Origin of the sequence: Streptomyces sp. NPDC007929 (assembly GCF_042959065.1) — a bacterium.
Classification (GTDB): Bacteria; Actinomycetota; Actinomycetes; order Streptomycetales; family Streptomycetaceae; genus Streptomyces.
This window is the reverse complement of record NZ_JBIBKD010000014.1, coordinates 137,592-153,785: the sequence shown is the minus strand read 5'-3', so window position 1 is coordinate 153,785 and position 16,194 is coordinate 137,592. Positions and strand designations below refer to the sequence as shown.

Below are 16,194 nucleotides of genomic sequence, written 5' to 3'. Positions count from 1 at the left end.
GCGGATGTGAACATCACTTCTTTTAGTTGTCGATGCGCGGAGTTACTCGGCCAGACACCCCGCGGCCCGCGGAGAAGGCGTCAGTCCTCACCCCGGACGATGTTCCACTCCGTCCCGGAATGCGCCACCGCGGGCGTGCCCCGGTCCTCGACGGCGGGGAGGCAGGTGCGCAGCGCGGCCTTCCCGCGCAGACGGCGTGCCTTCGACCAGCCGGTCTCGTACTGACGGACGACGGGCTTCTCACTGGTGTCCATGGACTCCACGACTCATCATCTTCCTTCTGCTTCCACTGCCGTTCGAGTATCCCGTGAAAAACCGAACAAACCCGGACCGGGGCATCTGGGAAGCGGTACCGAACTCCCTTGCCGCGGGCCCGGGTTCACCAGGCCGGTACGGCTTGCCGCCCTGGGCGTCACCAGGTGCGGCCGGCCTCCAGCAGACGGTCGCGGACGAGGGCCACGTGCGGGTTGTCCGAGGTGCCCGGCCGCTGGACGAGGAAGCCGGTGTTGATCGGCGCGTCGTCGGGGGCGTCGAGGAGGACCAGGGCGCCGGACGCCAGTTCCCCGGCGCACAGGTAGCGCGGCAGCACGCTGTAGCCGGCGCCGGCCGTGACCAGCGCGAGGACGGCCCTCAGGTCCGGCACCGAGACGGCGGCGCGGCAGTTCAGGCGTCGGCCGAAGACGTGCCGCCAGTAGCGGCGCACGATGGGCAGGTCCTCGGCGTAGGCGATCAGCGGGGTGCCGTGCAGTGCGGCCGGGAAGTCGGCGGCCGGGTGCCGTGCGACGCGGTCGGCCCAGGCGGGGGCGGCGACCAGGACGAACTCCTCGTCGCTCAGCGGCACGGCGGACAGGGTGCGGCCGCGGGGCCTGGTGGTGGCGATCACCAGGTCGTGGCGGCCGGCGCGCAGTTCGTCGAGCAGGGGGTCGGTCAGCCCCGTGGTCACGCGCAGCCGGACGCCCTCGGTGACGAGCGGGGCGAGGGCGGGCAGGGCCCGGGCGCAGAGCAGCTCGGCGGGTCCGGCCAGGTGGACCGGTTCGGCGCGCGACCGCTCGCCGGGGCCGTGCCCGGTGGCCTCGGCGAGCGCGTCGAGGGGGGCCGCGACGCGGGCGGCGAGTTCGTCGGCCACGGCGGTCGGGGCCACGCCGCGCGGCAGCCGTTCGAACAGCTCCCGGCGGGTCTGCCGCTCCAGGGCGCGGATCTGCGTGGTGACGGTCGGCTGGGACAGCCCCAGCAGCTGCGCGGCGGCCGTGAAGGAGCCGGACCGGTAGACGGCCAGGAAGGTGCGCAGCAGGTTGAGGTCGGACTGCGCGCGCGGGGCGGGAGTGCCGGGGGGATCGATGGGCCTCACGCGATCCGACCCTACCGCGCCGCGCCATTGGAATCCCTATGGCTGCCATGGGCCCTGCCATTGGAGAACCGGGGGTTCGGGAGCCTAGGGTCGTGGCGTCGAAGTCATCGCCGCGCCGTCCGGCCGCGGCCCGTCCTCACGGAGATGCATCCACCATGTCGAAGATCCTCTTCGTCGTCACCGGCGCCGACACCTGGACCCTGGCCGACGGCACCGCGCACCCCACCGGTTTCTGGGCCGAGGAGGCCGTCGCCCCGTACGAGGCGTTCCGCGCCGCCGGGCACGAGGTCGTGGTGGCCACGCCCGGCGGTGTCGAGCCCACCGTCGACCGGGCCTCCCTGGCCGCCGAGGTGAACGGGGGCCAGGAGGGCGCCGACCGGGTCGCCAAGGCGCTGGAGTCCTTCACCGAGCTGCGCCACCCCGTCCGTCTGGAGGACGTCCGGCTGGACGACTACGCGGCCGTCTTCTACCCCGGCGGCCACGGCCCGATGGAGGACCTCGCGGTGAACGCCGACTCCGGGCGGCTGCTGGCCCGGGCCCTGGAGTCGGGCCGGCCGCTGGGGGTCGTCTGCCACGGTCCGGCCGCGCTGCTGGCCGCTGCCGGGGCCGACGGCACCAATGTGTTCGCCGGGTACGAGGTCGCGGCGTTCACCAACGCCGAGGAGATCCAGGGCGGTCTGGCCGAGCGGGCGAAGTGGCTGCTCCAGGACCGTCTCACCGAGGCCGGTGTGACCGTGCGGGAAGGTGAGCCGTGGGCCCCGCACGTGGTGACCGACCGCAACCTGGTCACGGGCCAGAACCCGGCGTCGTCGGCCCCGCTGGCGCAGGAGCTGCTGAAGCGGCTGGGCTGAGCCGGGGCCACCGCTGGGGTCAGCGTCCCAGGGTCAGTTCCGCCCACACCTGCTTGCCGCCGCTGACCGGCAGGGTGCCCCAGGTCGTGGCGAGGGCCTCGACGAGGAGGATGCCCCGGCCGCCGGTGGCCTCCCAGCCGATGCTGGCCGGTCGGACCGGTGAGCGGGGCGAGGCGTCCGCGACGGCGATGCGCAGCCGCTCGTCGACGAGGGTGAGGTCCATCCGGACCTTGCCGTCGGTGTGCACCAGGGCGTTGGTGACGAGTTCGGAGACGACGAGGAGCGCCGCGTCGTAGTGGACGGTGACGCCCCAGGAACGCAGGGTGCGCCGGGCGAAGCGGCGGGCGTGCCCGACGGCCTGCGGCACCCGCCACACCGTCCAGCTCTCCCGCAGCGGGCGCAGCGCCATGCCGTCGTAGCGCATCAGGAGCAGGGCGACGTCGTCGCTGCGCGGGGCGTTGCCCAGGAGGGCGTCGGCGAGGAGCCCCATGTCGGTGGGGGTGGCCTCGGCGAGCCGGTCGGCGAGGTACGCCATTCCTTCGTCGATGTCGGAGTCGGGTGTCTCGACGAGCCCGTCCGTGACCAGGGCGACGACGGTGCCGGGGGGCAGCCGCAGCGGGCTCATCGGGAAGTCGGCCCGGGCGACCACCCCGAGGGGCGGGCCGCCCTCCGCCTCCGCGATGTCCATCCGGCCGTCGGGGTAGCGCAGCACCGGCGGCAGGTGCCCGGCGCGCACGCACCAGGCGCCGCCCTCCTCCAGGTCGACGTCGACGTAGCAGCAGGTGGCGAAGAGGTCGCTCTCCATGTCCACCAGGAGCCGGTTGGCGTGCGCGACCACCACGTCCGGCGGGTGCCCCTCGACGGCGTAGGCGCGCAGGGCGGTGCGCATCTGCCCCATGAGGGTGGCGGCTCCGGCGCTGTGGCCCTGGACGTCGCCGATGACGAGGGCGACGTGGTTGTCGGGCAGCGGGATGACGTCGTACCAGTCGCCGCCCAGTTCCAGCCCCGCCGTACTGGGCAGATAGCGGGCCACGGCCACCGCGCCCGGCAGCCGGGGCAGGCTGCGCGGCAGCAGCTGGCGCTGGAGCATGCCGACGAGTTCGTGTTCGGCGTCGAAGGCCCGGGCCCGTACCAGGGCCTGTCCGGCGAGACCGGCGCAGGCGGTGAGCAGGGCGCGTTCGTCGGTGCCGAAGTCGTGCGGGGTGTCCCAGCCGATCAGACAGGCTCCGGCCATGCGGTTCCCGGCGGGCAGCGGCAGCACGGCGAGGCCGCCGGGGCCGACCTCGGCCAGGGCGCGTTCCAGGGGGCTGCCCGCGGGCCAGATCCGGGCCCGGCCCTCGCGCAGCGCGGCGGCGAGGGTGGGCATGGCGCGCACGGGCGCGTCGGGCCACTCGGTGCGCCACTCCGACCGCCACAGCTCGGGCCATGCCTCGGGTTCGGGCGGGTCGAGGACGGTGACGACGAGGCGGTCGCTCTCCAGCTCGGCGAGGGCGATCCGGTCGGCCCGCAGCGGCCGGCGCAGCGCGGCGACCACGGCCCGTCCGACGTCGCGGACGGTGACGGCGGTGGCGAGGGCGGCGGCCAGGCGCTGGACGCGGGCGACGTCGGTGACGTCGGAGCGCAGGGTGGAGACGTCGACGACCGTGCCCACGAGGCGGGCCGGGTGGCCCTCGCCGCCGGGCAGGAGGCGTCCGCGCAGCCGGAGCCACTTCGGCGGCCCGGTCGGCTGGAGCACCCGGAACTCCAGCTCCCGGTCGCCGATGGACATGTGGTCGGCCTCCACCACGGACATCAGCGACGGCAGGTCCTCGGGCACGGTGAGACCGAGCAGTGTCTCCACGCGGCCGTCGAACTCCACGGGGTCCAGGCCGAACAGGTCCAGCAGGTCGTCGCCGACCCGGACGCGTCCGGTGTCCATGGCAAGGGTGAAGGCGCTGGGCGGCAGTTCACCGGCCTCGGGGGGCGCGGCCGGGGCGGTGAAGGCGACCGCGTCGGCGACGCGTTCCAGGCAGCGCAGGTCGTCGGCGCCGAACCCGTCGGGCCGCTCGGTCACGGCCAGCAGGCAGCCGCCGTCGCCCTGCACGGGCAGGGCGGTCAGGGAGAAGTCCCGGGACGGCACGCGGCGCGACTGGGCGTGCTCGGCGAGTTCCGCCGGGCCCAGTGACACCGGCTGCCCGCGACGGTGTGCCTCGGCGGCCGGGGACCGCCCGGCGCGCGGGTAGCTGTCGCGCAGCCCGTACAGGGTCCTCGGGACGCCGGCCGACTCCATCAGGCAGAGCAGTTCGCCGTCCTCGCTGGGCGCGTAGACGGCGGCGAGCGCCGCACCGGCGAAGACGAGCGCCTGCTCCAGGACGCGGCGCAGCCGTTCGGGCGAGTCCTGGTCGACCGCGATCGCCCTGAGGGCACCTTCGGCACGCAGCGTTCGCGTTCCGCTCTCCTGGGCGCCCTGACTGACCACGTTGGCCATTACAGCGCTAATGGGACACCTGCGCAGCCCCTGTGGGCGTTCCGTGGACCAGCGATGACGCGAGTGCTCGAAAGAATCCGAACATGTCTTGACGCATGCGTTCCGCACGGTGTTCTCGTGACAGTCGTGACTGTCCGTGCCCGGTGTGTGACTGGAAAGCTCGGTGCTCGTCACGGAGGGGGACGCATGGACAAGCGGTACGAGGTGTACGCGCTGGCCGACCGGCATTTCTACGAGACGCCGGACCGGCTGGGGCGCGGCGGCCGGGGGACGGCCGACCACCTCTACGAGACGGCCCGCCGGCCGCTGCCGGAGGGCTGGGAGTCGGCCCGGATCGGCGACTGGCAGATGATGACGCCGCTCGGACCCGACGGCGAGCCGGTGCCGGGCCCGGCCCAGGGGTGGAAGATCCACGCCTCGGCGACCCGGGCGAACGCCGAGGACGTCGCCCGCATCGTGTGGGACTACTGCGTCGAGCGGCGCGTCCCCTTCAAGTTCGTGCCGGGCCCGCACCTGCTCCACCTGCGCAACACCAAGTACGCGCCGCGCGACGGCAGCGGCAAGTTCGTCACCGTCTACCCGGCCGACGAGGAGCAGCTGCACCGGGTGCTGCGCGAGCTGGGCGCGCTGCTGGAGGGTTTCGAGGGGCCGTACATCCTCACCGACCTGCGCTGGGGCGAGGGCCCGCTGTACGTGCGCTACGGCGCGTTCGCCCGGGCGTTCGTCGTGGACGAGCGGGGCTCGCTGGTGCCTGCGGTGCGCGACGGCGAGGGGCGGCTGGTGCCGGACCGGCGGGCGCCGTCCTTCCAGGTGCCCGAGTGGGTGACCCTGCCGGGGTTCCTCCAGCCGCATCTGGACGCGCGGAACGGCACCACGACGGGCGAGCTGCCCTACCGCATCGAGAAGGCACTGCACTTCTCCAACGGCGGCGGGGTGTACGCGGGCACCGACACCCGCGACGGCCGCAAGGTGGTGCTCAAGGAGGGGCGGCCGCACGCGGGGCTGGCCTCGGACGGTGCCGACGCGATCGCCCGGCTGGAACGGGAGAAGCGGGCGCTGGAGCAGGTCGCGGGCACGGGCGTGGTCCCGGAGGTGCGCGACTGGTTCGAGCTCGGCGGGCACCGCTTCCTGGTGATGGACTTCCTGGAGGGCCGCCCGCTCAACGCCTTCTTCGCGGAGCGGCATCCGCTGCTCACCCAGGACCCCGATGCCGAGGCCGTCGCCTCCTACACGGCCTGGGCGCTGCGCATCCACCGCAGGGTGGAGGAGGCGGTGGCGGCGGTGCACGCCCGGGGCATCGTCTTCAACGACCTGCACGTCTTCAACATCATGGTCGCCCCGGACGAGGAGACCGTGTCCCTCCTCGACTTCGAGGCCGCGGCCCCGGTCGGGGAGAACGGCCGCCAGGTCGTCGCCCACCCCGGTTTCTTCGCGCCGCCGGACCGCCGGGGCACCGACGTGGACCGCTATGCGCTGGCCTGTCTGCGGCTGGCCCTGTTCCTGCCCGTGACCACGCTGTTCGTGGTCGACCGCGGCAAGGCGGCACACCTGGCCGAGGTGATCGCGCGGCAGTTCCCCGACGTGCCGCGGCAGTTCCTCGACGAGGCGGTCGCGGAGATCACCCGGGAGGTGTCCGGCCGTACGCCGGCCGCTCCCTCCTCACCGGTGGAGCCGGGCGACTGGCCCTACAGCCGCGACTCGATGGTCAAGGCCATCCTGGCCTCGGCCACCCCGGAGCGCGACGACCGGCTCTTCCCCGGCGACGTCGCCCAGTTCTCCGACGGCGGCGGGCTCGGGCTCGCACACGGGGCCGCGGGGGTGCTGTTCGTGCTGGACACGGCCGGTGCCGAGCGGTACGAGGAGGGCGAGCGCTGGCTGCTGGACCGGACGGCACCGCCCCCGGTCGGCACCCCGCTCGGCCTCTACGACGGGCTCGCGGGCGTCGCCCTGGTCCTGGACCGGCTCGGGCACCGGCAGCGGGCGCTGGACCTGGTCGAGGGCATCCTCGCCGAGCGGTGGCAGAACCTCTCCTCCGACCTGCACGGCGGACTGGCCGGGCTGGGCCTCGTCCTCGGGCACCTGGCCCGTACGACCGGCGAGGCGGAGCTGGGCGAGCGGGCCCACGAGGCGGCGCGGATCCTCGTCCAGCGGCTCACCGAGCCGGTACCGGCCGCGTCCCGGCCGCGCGCCGGACTGCTGCGCGGCGCGAGCGGCCCGGCGCTGCTCATGCTGCGGCAGTACGAGTGGACCGGCGACAAGGCCTGGCTGGAGGCGGCGGCCGTGGCCCTGCGCCGGGACCTGGCGTCCTGCATGACCCGCGAGAACGGGTCGCTGGAGGTCGACGAGGGCTGGCGCACCCTGCCCTACCTCGGCGACGGCAGCGCGGGCCTGGGCATGGTCCTCGACGACCTCGTCGCCCACTCCCCCGGCCTGGAAGGGGAGTTCGGGGCGGCCCGCGCCGGGGTGATCACCGCCGCCACCTCACGCTTCTACGCACAGCCCGGCCTCTTCCAGGGCCGCGCCGGAATGATCCTTCACCTCAGCCGCACCCACGCGCCGGGCGCGACCGCGGAGCGGCTGGCGGCGCAGATCGCCGGGCTCGGCTGGTTCGCGATGTCCTACCAGGGCCAACTGGCCTTCCCCGGGCACCAGATGATGCGGCTGTCCATGGACCTCGCCACCGGAACGGCAGGGTGCCTGCTGGCGCTCGGCGCGGCCCTCGACCCGGCTGCCGACGCCCACCTGCCGTTCCTCCCGCCGCCGAACCGGCGGCCCCACTGACGCGGCTGCGCGATCCCGCGGAGTCGTGACACCACCCCGTCCCCACGGATGACCACGGACGGACACCTCAATGGAAGGACACACCATGGCACTTCTCGACCTGCAGACCATCGAGTCCGAAGAGCGCACGGACGGTGGCGGCGGCAACAGCACGCTGAGCCTGCTCTCCTGCGTCAGCGCCGCGAGCGTTGTGCTCTGTCTCTGACCGACGGTCTGCTCGCTCCGGGCGGCTCCCTCCCTTCGGGGAGGGGCCGCCCGGGGTCCTGCCCGCCCCAGGAAAGGCTGGGGCGAACCCAGGAAGAAGGTAGAGCCCGTATGACCCCGCCTGCCGACGACGACCCGGCGGCCGGACAGGCACGCGCCCTGCTGCGCGCGGCCACCCGGTACAGCGGGGCACGCTGTCTCGCGCTGTGCCTGGTGAGCGTCGCCGCGACGGGTGCCGGACTGCTGCTGCCGACCGCGCTGGGCCGGGCCCTCGATCTTCTGCTGGCGCACGCCCCCGCCACCCGCTGGGTGCTCTGCTGCGCCGGCCTCGTGCTGCTGCTCGGTCTGCTGGACGCGGTCCAGACCGTCCTGACCGGCACCGTCGACGCCCGTACCACCGCCTGGCTGCGCCGGAGGCTGACCGGGCACGTCCTGGGCGTCGGGCCGCGCGCCGCGGACCGCTTCGGCTCCGGTGACCTCGTCGCCCGTCTGGTCGGCAGCGCCGCCGAGGCGGGCACCACGCCGGCGGCCCGTGCGGCGCTCGTGGCCGCGCTGGCCGGTCCCGTCGGCGGGGTGATCGCGCTGGGGCTGATCGACTGGTGGCTCACGGCCGTGTTCCTCGCCGGGGCCCCCGTGCTGGCCCTTCTGCTGCGCGCCGTCTCCCGTGACACCGCCGAGAGCGCGACGCGCTACCAGCGGGCCCAGGGCCGGATCGCGGGCGCGCTGGCCGAGGCCGTCGAGGGGGTCCGCACCGTCCGCGCGGCCGGCACGGAGCGCCGGGAGGCGGCGCGGGTGCTGCGGCCGCTGCCCGAGCTGTCCCGGGCCGGGCACCGCATGTGGCGGGTGCAGGGGCGGGCCGCGGCCCGGGCGGTCGCCGTGGCGCCGCTGCTGCACCTGGCGGTCGTCGCCGTGGCGGGTGTCCTGCTCACCCGGGAGCGGCTCTCGGTCGGCGAGGTGCTCGCGGCCTCCCGGTACGCGGTGCTCGCGACGGGCGTCGGCGTGCTGGTCGGCCGGCTCGCGGGCCTGGCCCGGGCCCGGGCCGCCGCCCGGCGCCTGGGCGAGGTCGAGACCGAGCCCGCCACCGCGTACGGCGCCCGGCCGCTGCCCGACGGCCCCGGCCGGCTGGAGCTGCGCGGCGTGACGGCACGGCGCGGCGGACGCACCGTGCTCGACGGGGTGGATCTCGACGTGCCGGGCGGCACGACCCTGGCGGTGGTCGGCCGATCCGGCTCCGGCAAGTCGCTGCTGGCCGCGCTCGCCGGACGGCTGGCCGACCCGGACGCGGGCGAGGTGCTCCTCGACGGGGTGCCGCTGCGCGAGCTGCCCCACGACGCCCTGCGCCGCGCCGTCGGCTACGCCTTCGCCCGGCCCGCCCTCCTCGGCGGCACGGTCGGGCAGGCGGTCGGCCTCGGCCTGCCGTCCCCCTCCCCCGCCCGGGTCCGGCAGGCGACCCGCACGGCCCTCGCCGACGACTTCGTCCGCCGCCTCCCCGGCGGATACGACACACCCGTCGCCGACGCCCCGCGCTCCGGCGGTGAGTCCCAACGGCTCGGTCTCGCCCGGGCGTTCGCGCACGGCGGCCGGCTGCTGATCCTCGACGACGCCCTCTCCAGCCTCGACACGGTGACGGAACGCCAGATCAGCGACGCCCTGTTCGGCGACGGCCGCCCGGACACCACCCGGCTGCTCGTCGCCCACCGCGGCACGACGGCCGCCCGCGCCGACGCCGTGGCGTGGCTGGACGGAGGGCGGGTGCGGGCGGTGGGACGGCACGAGGAGTTGTGGCGTTTCGCGGAGTACCGGGAGGTGTTCGGGGACGGGGCGGGGCCCGACGGGACGGGTGCGGATGCGGATGCGGATGTCGACGACGGCGGGGTACGGGTGGTTCCGGACGCGCGGGGTGGGGGAAGCGGCCGCAAGGGCGTGGGCGCGGATGCCGGGGACGGGACGCTGACATGACGGCACGGCTGCGTAGGCATGGAGTACGCGCGGACACCACCCCCGGCACCCCGGCCGGAGGCGCTCTCCCCACCCGGGGTCTGCGGTTTCTGCTGGCCCGTCGGCGGGTCCTAGTGCGGCTCACCGGCTGGTCCGTGCTGGAGACCGGGCAGACCTTCCTCATCGGGTACGGGCCCGCCCGTGCCCTGGACGAGGGGTTTCTGCGCGGGCGGGCGGAGGTCGGGCTGGTCTGGCTGGCCGTGACCGGACTGGGCGTGCTGCTCGGCGCGTTCGGGACCGCCCGGGTCTACGCCGCCGTCGCCGCGCTGGTCGAACCGCTCAGGGACCGGCTCGTGGAACGGGTGGTCACACGAGGGGTGCGGACCGGGGACGCGGGGTCCCTGTCCGGGCTCACCCAGCAGGTGGAGATCGCCCGCGACACCTTCGCCGGCCTGGTCATGGTCTCCCGCTCGTTCGTGTTCACCGCCGCCGGTGCCCTGGCCGGCCTGTTCACACTCGCCCCGCCGCTGCTGCTGGTGGTGGGGCCGCCCCTGGCACTCGGCCTGGCGCTGTTCGCCGCGACGCTGCGCCCCCTGACGCGGCGGCAGGAGGCGTTCCTGGTCGCAGACGAGGCCCTCGCCGGCGACCTCGCCGGCGTCGGCCCAGGGCTGCGGGACATCACGGCGACCGGCGCGGAGGCGCACATCGCCGCGGGGAACGGGGAGCGGGTCGAGGCGGAACTGCGGGCGGCGCGCGCCCTGGCGCACTGGGGCGTACTGCGCGTGGCGTCCCTGACGATCGGCGGCCAGCTGCCGATCGTGCTGCTGCTCGCCGCCGGGCCCTGGCTGCTGTCCCACGGCGTCACCACGGGCGCCCTGGTCGGCGCCCTCGCCTATGTCACCCAGTCCCTGCTCCCGGCCCTGCGCAACCTGATCCACGGCCTGGGCACGAGCGGCTCGCGCCTCACGGTGGTACTGCGCAGACTGACCCGGAACGAGACCGACACCGACACCGACGACCACGACGCGTCGCACCCGGTCCCGAGCACCGGCCCCGGGGCCACCCCCGCCGGTGCGTCATGCCCGGGCGGGAGCCGTTCCCCCAGCCAGGCCGACCGCGGCCTCCCCCGCCCCACGCGGAGCCGACCCGGCGAGGGGGCACCGCCCGCCCTCTCCCTCTCCTGCGTCACCTTCGCCTACGGATCCGCCGGCGCCCCCGTCGTCCAGGATCTCGACCTCACCCTCCCGCCCGGCGCGCACCTGGCCGTCGTCGGTCCCAGCGGCGCCGGCAAGTCCACGGTGACCGCGCTCGTGGCGGGGCTGCTCGCGCCCTCGCGCGGCACGATCCGGGTCGGTGGGCACCCCGTGCCCGGCCCCGAGGCCACCGCCGGGCGGGTGCTCATCCCGCAGGAGGCGTACGTGTTCAGCGGCACCCTGGCCGAGAACCTCGCGTATCTGCGGCCCGACGCGGTGCCCGCCGAGGAGGCGCTCGCCGCGGCCGACGCGGTCGGGCTCACCCCGCTGGCCGAGCGGCTCGGGGGGCTGGACGCCCAGGTCGATCCGGAGACGCTGTCGGCCGGCGAACGGCAGCTGGTCGCACTGACCCGGGCCTACCTGTCGTACGCCCCGCTCGCCCTGCTGGACGAGGCGACCTGCCATTTGGACCCCGGGGCGGAGGAGCGGGCCGAGCGGGCGTTCGCCGCGCGGCCGGGCGGGACCCTGGTGGTCGTGGCCCACCGCATCAGCTCGGCCCGCCGCGCCGGCCGGGTCCTGGTGATGGACGGCCGGAGCACGGCGTACGGCGGTCATGAGGAGCTGATGCGGTCCTGCGCGCTGTACCGGGACCTCGTCGGGAGCTGGGCTCCCGCACCGGCCCGGCGGGGGTCACAGCCAGCCCCGGCCCTGCGAGATGCGTATCGCGTCGATGCGGTTGCGGGCCCCGGTCTTGCGGGTGATGGCCGCCATGTAGTTGCGCACCGTCCCGTGGGACAGGTGCAGGCTCCCGGCGATCTCCGCGATGGAGGCTCCCTCGGCCGCGAGGGATAACACGCTCAGTTCTCTGCGGGTCAGCGGCATCTCGGCCGCCTGGAGGAACCCGAAGCCCAGCGAGTCGTTGACGAAACGTTCCCCCTCGGCAACGCGACGGATCCCGCGCAGCAGATTCTGCGGGGATCCCTCCTTGTCCACATAGCCCAGCGCCCCCGCCTCGGCCGCCCGCTTCAGCAGGCCCGGCCGGTTCGCGCCGGCGAGCACGAGTAATCGCGGGCGCACGCGCTCCGGGCCCGGCCGGCACAGGTCGCCCAGCGGAGGGATCCCGTAGGAGTCCGCGCACTCCAGGTCCGCCGCGCACACGTCCGGCCGGAACGATCGCACCGTGCCCGGAGCGCCACGCCACGACGTGTCGTGCACCGCCAGGTCGCTCTCCCGCCGCAGCCACTCCGCCAGCACCGACCGCACCAGACACTCGTCGTGCACCAGAAGCACCCGGATCACTGCCACCCCTCCGCTCGACGTACGCCCCCCCGTCTGTTGAGCGCGTGCCCCATTCTTGGCGATCGTGACCTTGCGTGGGCGCGGAGAACCAGCCATCAGGGTGCGCGGGGGCGCACACCGAGCGCCCGTACGCCCGGCCACGCTTCGACTACGGAGGCATGGGTCGGGACAGTCGGGGTAGGCCGGCGCTCCCACCGGAGGCGGCGAACATGTGACCGACGGTAACCAGACCCCGCGCGGAACCGCTCGTCGTGCGGGACCGGCCGTCAGGGGGGAGATTTGTTCCTGGACCCGGTCGCGCGGCCGTGCGAGGAGGTGGTCGGCGTGTCCGACGGGCAGTCGTCCGCGCAGGCGCCGGCAGCGGCCAGATCACCGGTCGGCCGGCCTCTGCTCTCCTTGGCGCTGGCCTCGATGATGGACGAGGTGCACGCTCACTCCGGCGCGGTGTACCTGATGTCACCGGACCAGCCGGTGCTGGAGATGGCCGTGATGGCCGGTCTGCCCCGGGCGTTCGCGGCACCCTGGGAGCGGGTGGGCCTGAGCGCCCCGATCCCGGTCTCCGACGCGGCGCGCGAGCGGCGGCTGGTGTGGGTCGGCGGCGAGGAGGAGATGGCCCGCCGCTATCCGCGGATCGCCGTGGTGCTGCCCTACCCGTTCGCCCTGGCCGCGGTGCCGGTCGCCACCGAGTCCACCGTGTACGGCGCGGTCTTCGTGACCTGGCCGGGTGCGCATCCGCCGGAGATGTCCGACCACGAGCGCGAGCATCTGACCGCGGCCTGCGGCCGGCTGGCGGTCCGGCTGGAGCGGGCCGCCGAGCACAGCATCCCGCCCCACCCCGAGACCGATCTGCTCGCCTCCCCCCTGGTCGGCGGGATGGCCGGCACGCTGGGCACGGTCGAGGCGGCCCGGATGGTGAGCCGCCTGCCGTACGGCCTGGTCTCACTGGACCTGCACGGACGCGTCGGCTTCGTCAACGCGGCGGCGGGCGAGCTGCTGAACGTCCCCGTCAGCCGGCTGCTCGGCACCCAGCTGTGGGCGTCGGTGCCCTGGCTCAACGACCCGGTGTACGAGGACCGCTACCGGGCCGCGCTGCTCAGCCAGCACGTCACCTCGTTCGTGGCGCTGCGCCCGCCCGGCGAATGGCTGTCGTTCCGGCTCTACCCGAGCACGACGGGCCTGAGCGTGCGCATCACCAGGTCCCGGGCGGTGTCCCGGATGAACCGCACCGCACCGCCGCCCGACGGGACGCCGTCCCGGCTGGTCACCATCTCGCAGGTGCTGGACCTGGCCGGGGCGCTGACCGAGGCCGTGGGGGTGCAGGACGTGGTGCAGCTGGTCGCGGACGAGATCGCCCCGGCGGTGGGCAGCCAGGCCCTGGTCGTACTGGGTTCGCGGGCGAACCGGCTGCGTGTCCTCGGGCACCGCGGCTACCCGGACCCGCATGTGGTGGAACGGTTCGACGGGATGCCCCTGACCGAGCCGACACCCGGCACCCAGGTGCTGCGGAGCGGGGTGCCCGCGTTCTTCGAGTCGCAGGAGCAGCTGGAGCGCCTGTACCCGGCCCGGACCGCGACCCCCGACGGTTTCGCGGCCTGGGCCTTCCTGCCGCTGATCGCCCAGGGCCGCCCGGTGGGCACCTGCGTGCTCTCCTACGCCGAGCCGCACCCCTTCCCGACGGAGGAGCGGGCGGTGATGACCAGCATGGCCGGGCTGATCGCCCAGGCGCTGGAGCGGGCCCTGCTCTACGACGCCAAGCACCGGCTCGCGCACGGCCTCCAGGAGGCGCTGCTGCCGCACTCCCTGCCGTCGCTGCCCGGCATCGAGGCGGTCGGCCGCTATGTGCCGGCCACTCAGGGCATGGACATCGGCGGCGACTTCTACGACCTGGTCGGCGCCCAGGGGACCGCGGCGGCGGTGATAGGGGACGTCCAGGGCCACAACGTGACGGCGGCCGGGCTGATGGGGCAGGTCCGCACCGCGGTGCGCGCGTACACGACGGTGGGGCAGGCGCCCGAGGAGGTCATGCGCAGCACCAACCGGCTGCTGCTGGACCTGGGGGCCGATCTCTTCGCCAGCTGCCTGTATCTGCGGCTCGACCCGGCGCACGGCCGGGCCGTGATGTCCCGGGCCGGGCACCCCCCGCCGCTGCTGAGACGGCCGGACGGCAAGGTGCGCGTCCTCGACCTGGCGGGTGGTCCGCTGCTGGGCATCGACGCCTCGGCCGTGTATCCGACGACGGAGGTCGCCCTGCCTCCCGGTTCGCTGCTCGTCCTCTACACCGACGGGCTGGTCGAATCGCCCGGCACGGACTTCGAGGAGGCCCTCGCGGATCTGGGGCGGCGGCTGGCCGACGCCGGGGACCTGCCGCTGGACGAACTGGCCGACAGCCTCGTCCACCAGGCGCGGCACCAGGCGGACGGGGAGGAACGGCTCGACGACATCGCCCTGTTGCTGATCAGGGCTCTCGGGTAGCCCCCGGCCGCGGTGCCGCGGACACGCCGGTGGCCGGCCCGGTCCCGCCAGGAAGGGGGCGGGACCGGGCCGGCGTCGTCGGACCGGCTGCCGACGGTTCGAGGAGGGGTCAGCGGGACTCGGTCAGACCGGAGTTGTCCTCGACGCCCTGCCCCGCGTCGTGACCGGCGCCGGCTCCGGCACCCGCTTCGCCGTCACCGGCCTGCTCACCGGCGCCGGCACCCGCACCGGCTTCTTCACCGGCCCCGGCTTCCTGGCCGGCCCCGGCTTCCTGGCCGGCTCCGGCCTCGCCACCGGCGCCCGCCTCGTCACCGGCACCGGCGTCGTCACCCGCACCGGCACCCTCGCCCGCACCGGCGTCGTCACCGGCACCGGCACCGCCGCCCGCGCCGCCGCCCGCGCCGAGGGTCGCGCCGACCGCCTCCAGGGCGGTGGTCACCGGCTGGAAGAACGTCTCGCCGCCGGCCGTGCAGTCGCCGCTGCCACCCGACGTCAGGCCGATGGCGAGACCGTCCTGGGTGAACAGCGAGCCGCCGCTGTCGCCGGGTTCGGCACAGACGTCGGTCTGGATGAGGCCGGTGACCGTGCCCTCCGGGTAGTTCACCGTGGCGTCGAGGCCGAGGACCTGGCCGTCGTTGAGCCCGGTGGTGCTGCCCATCCGGAAGACCTGCTGGCCGACGGTGGCCTCGGCGGCCTCGGTGATCGGCACGGTCTGGTTGCCGGTGTTGACCTCGCTGGGCGCCTCGGTCGCCGGGTCGTCGTACTTCACGAGTGCGAAGTCACCGTTGCCGGGGAAGGTCGACTGGTCGACCGTGGCGATCGGCTGGCCGCCCTGGCTGTCGGACCACTCGTTGCCGCCGAGGGTGCAGTGACCGGCGGTCAGGAAGGCCGGGGAGCCGTCGCCGGCGGTGACGTTGAAGCCGAGGGAGCAGCGCGAGCCGCCCGCGAAGATGGCGTCGCCGCCGGAGACGAACGGCTTGAAGGTGCCGGAGGACTTCTTGATGGTGGCCATGTCGGAGCCGAGCTCCTTCACGGTGCTCTCCAGTCTGTCCCACTTGGCACCGGTCACGGTGCTGTCCGCGGTCACCAGGAGCTTGTTGGTGCGCGGGTCGATCGACCACGAGGTGCCCGCGATGGTCGCCTCGGACTTGAGCGTCGACGCCCCGTCCTTGAGCTCCGACCAGCTGTTCTCCACCTCGCGGACCTTCGCGCCGGCCGCCTTCGCCTGCACCACCACGTTGTTGTTGTCGCCCCGTACGACGTTGACGACGAGCTGCCGGCTGTCGCCGTCGTAGTAGGAGCCGCCGAACGCCTCACCGAGGAGCCCGGAGAGCTGCGTGGCGAGATCCGAGGCGTCGCCCGCCTTCAGGGTCTTCGGCGCGGCCGCCGCGTCGTCGGACGAACCGTCCTGCGAGGCGTTGGCGTTGGGGAGCAGGATCGCGGCCGCGCCGAGCGCCACCACGCTGCCGGCCGCTATCGCGGCCTTGCGCTTCGGAATTCGCTTGTGACTCAAACTTCTCTCCTCCTGGGGAACGGAGTAGGTGCCGCCGTCCGGCAGCTTCTGGGGGGCGCCTGGATGGCTGTTGGTACGCACGGGCCGCACGGGGCGTTCAATTCCGATTGCAAGTGATCCCTTCGCAT

The 16,194-nt window shown here is 74.6% G+C and carries 10 protein-coding genes and 1 pseudogene; 6 read left to right on the top strand and 5 right to left on the bottom strand.

What is annotated here, in order from left to right:
• Nucleotides 1-80: 80 nt before the first annotated feature.
• Together ACFZDE_RS35235 and ACFZDE_RS35230 are read right to left on the bottom strand one after the other, a co-directional pair.
• The gene (locus tag ACFZDE_RS35235) at nucleotides 81-254 is read right to left on the bottom strand and encodes a hypothetical protein (RefSeq protein ID WP_390999216.1); all 174 of its coding nucleotides are present in this window, start codon (nucleotides 252-254) and stop codon (nucleotides 81-83) included.
• Nucleotides 255-412: 158 nt separating this feature from the next.
• Complete coding sequence (locus ACFZDE_RS35230) at nucleotides 413-1,348, bottom strand: LysR substrate-binding domain-containing protein (protein WP_391207591.1); 936 nt, start codon at nucleotides 1,346-1,348, stop codon at nucleotides 413-415.
• Between the two features lie 155 nt (nucleotides 1,349-1,503).
• On the opposite strand from ACFZDE_RS35230, the gene ACFZDE_RS35225 reads away from it, so the two are divergent.
• Nucleotides 1,504-2,199 carry a DJ-1/PfpI family protein gene (locus ACFZDE_RS35225; RefSeq protein WP_390999222.1) on the top strand — a complete coding sequence of 232 codons (696 nt, stop codon included), beginning with the start codon at nucleotides 1,504-1,506 and terminating at the stop codon, nucleotides 2,197-2,199.
• A 19-nt stretch (nucleotides 2,200-2,218) separates the two neighbouring features.
• Here ACFZDE_RS35225 and ACFZDE_RS35220 read toward each other — a convergent pair whose 3' ends face one another.
• The gene (locus ACFZDE_RS35220; protein ID WP_391207566.1) at nucleotides 2,219-4,666 is read right to left on the bottom strand and encodes a SpoIIE family protein phosphatase; all 2,448 of its coding nucleotides are present in this window, start codon (nucleotides 4,664-4,666) and stop codon (nucleotides 2,219-2,221) included.
• A 186-nt stretch (nucleotides 4,667-4,852) separates the two neighbouring features.
• Between ACFZDE_RS35220 and lanKC the strand changes: the two genes are divergently transcribed.
• From lanKC to ACFZDE_RS35200, 4 genes are all read left to right on the top strand, one after another.
• Nucleotides 4,853-7,447 (top strand): class III lanthionine synthetase LanKC, encoded by a 2,595-nt coding sequence (gene lanKC / locus ACFZDE_RS35215; RefSeq protein ID WP_391207543.1) that lies wholly within the window; start codon nucleotides 4,853-4,855, stop codon nucleotides 7,445-7,447.
• An 85-nt stretch (nucleotides 7,448-7,532) separates the two neighbouring features.
• On the top strand, nucleotides 7,533-7,652 hold the full coding sequence (locus ACFZDE_RS35210) for a SapB/AmfS family lanthipeptide (protein WP_390999231.1): 120 nt from the start codon (nucleotides 7,533-7,535) through the stop codon (nucleotides 7,650-7,652).
• Between the two features lie 110 nt (nucleotides 7,653-7,762).
• Nucleotides 7,763-9,610, top strand: a complete 1,848-nt coding sequence (locus tag ACFZDE_RS35205; protein ID WP_391207529.1) for an ABC transporter transmembrane domain-containing protein — start codon at nucleotides 7,763-7,765, stop codon at nucleotides 9,608-9,610.
• Nucleotides 9,607-11,634: an ATP-binding cassette domain-containing protein gene (locus ACFZDE_RS35200; protein WP_391207521.1), complete on the top strand. Its 2,028-nt coding sequence runs from the start codon at nucleotides 9,607-9,609 to the stop codon at nucleotides 11,632-11,634. The genes ACFZDE_RS35205 and ACFZDE_RS35200 overlap by 4 nt, the downstream gene beginning before the upstream one ends.
• Here the strand turns inward: ACFZDE_RS35200 and ACFZDE_RS35195 are convergent.
• Nucleotides 11,557-12,177: pseudogene (locus ACFZDE_RS35195) on the bottom strand (LuxR C-terminal-related transcriptional regulator); the annotation flags it as partial. The gene ACFZDE_RS35200 and the pseudogene ACFZDE_RS35195 sit on opposite strands and share 78 nt — an antisense overlap.
• Before the next feature lie 219 nt (nucleotides 12,178-12,396).
• Here ACFZDE_RS35195 and ACFZDE_RS35190 point away from each other — a divergent pair.
• Nucleotides 12,397-14,553 carry a SpoIIE family protein phosphatase gene (locus tag ACFZDE_RS35190; RefSeq protein ID WP_391000183.1) on the top strand — a complete coding sequence of 719 codons (2,157 nt, stop codon included), beginning with the start codon at nucleotides 12,397-12,399 and terminating at the stop codon, nucleotides 14,551-14,553.
• A gap of 109 nt (nucleotides 14,554-14,662) precedes the next feature.
• Here ACFZDE_RS35190 and ACFZDE_RS35185 read toward each other — a convergent pair whose 3' ends face one another.
• Complete coding sequence (locus ACFZDE_RS35185; RefSeq protein WP_391207497.1) at nucleotides 14,663-16,066, bottom strand: trypsin-like serine protease; 1,404 nt, start codon at nucleotides 16,064-16,066, stop codon at nucleotides 14,663-14,665.
• Nucleotides 16,067-16,194: the final 128 nt, after the last annotated feature.

What these genes read in the sequence shown, in the direction of transcription:
- ACFZDE_RS35205 (WP_391207529.1), top strand. Translation starts at nt 7,763, where the DNA reads ATGACCCCGCCTGCCGACGACGACCCGGCGGCCGGACAGGCACGCGCC.
- ACFZDE_RS35200 (WP_391207521.1), top strand. Translation starts at nt 9,607, where the DNA reads ATGACGGCACGGCTGCGTAGGCATGGAGTACGCGCGGACACCACCCCC.
- lanKC (WP_391207543.1), top strand. Translation starts at nt 4,853, where the DNA reads ATGGACAAGCGGTACGAGGTGTACGCGCTGGCCGACCGGCATTTCTAC.
- ACFZDE_RS35210 (WP_390999231.1), top strand. Translation starts at nt 7,533, where the DNA reads ATGGCACTTCTCGACCTGCAGACCATCGAGTCCGAAGAGCGCACGGAC.
- ACFZDE_RS35220 (WP_391207566.1), bottom strand. Translation starts at nt 4,666, where the DNA reads ATGGCCAACGTGGTCAGTCAGGGCGCCCAGGAGAGCGGAACGCGAACG.
- ACFZDE_RS35235 (WP_390999216.1), bottom strand. Translation starts at nt 254, where the DNA reads ATGGACACCAGTGAGAAGCCCGTCGTCCGTCAGTACGAGACCGGCTGG.
- ACFZDE_RS35225 (WP_390999222.1), top strand. Translation starts at nt 1,504, where the DNA reads ATGTCGAAGATCCTCTTCGTCGTCACCGGCGCCGACACCTGGACCCTG.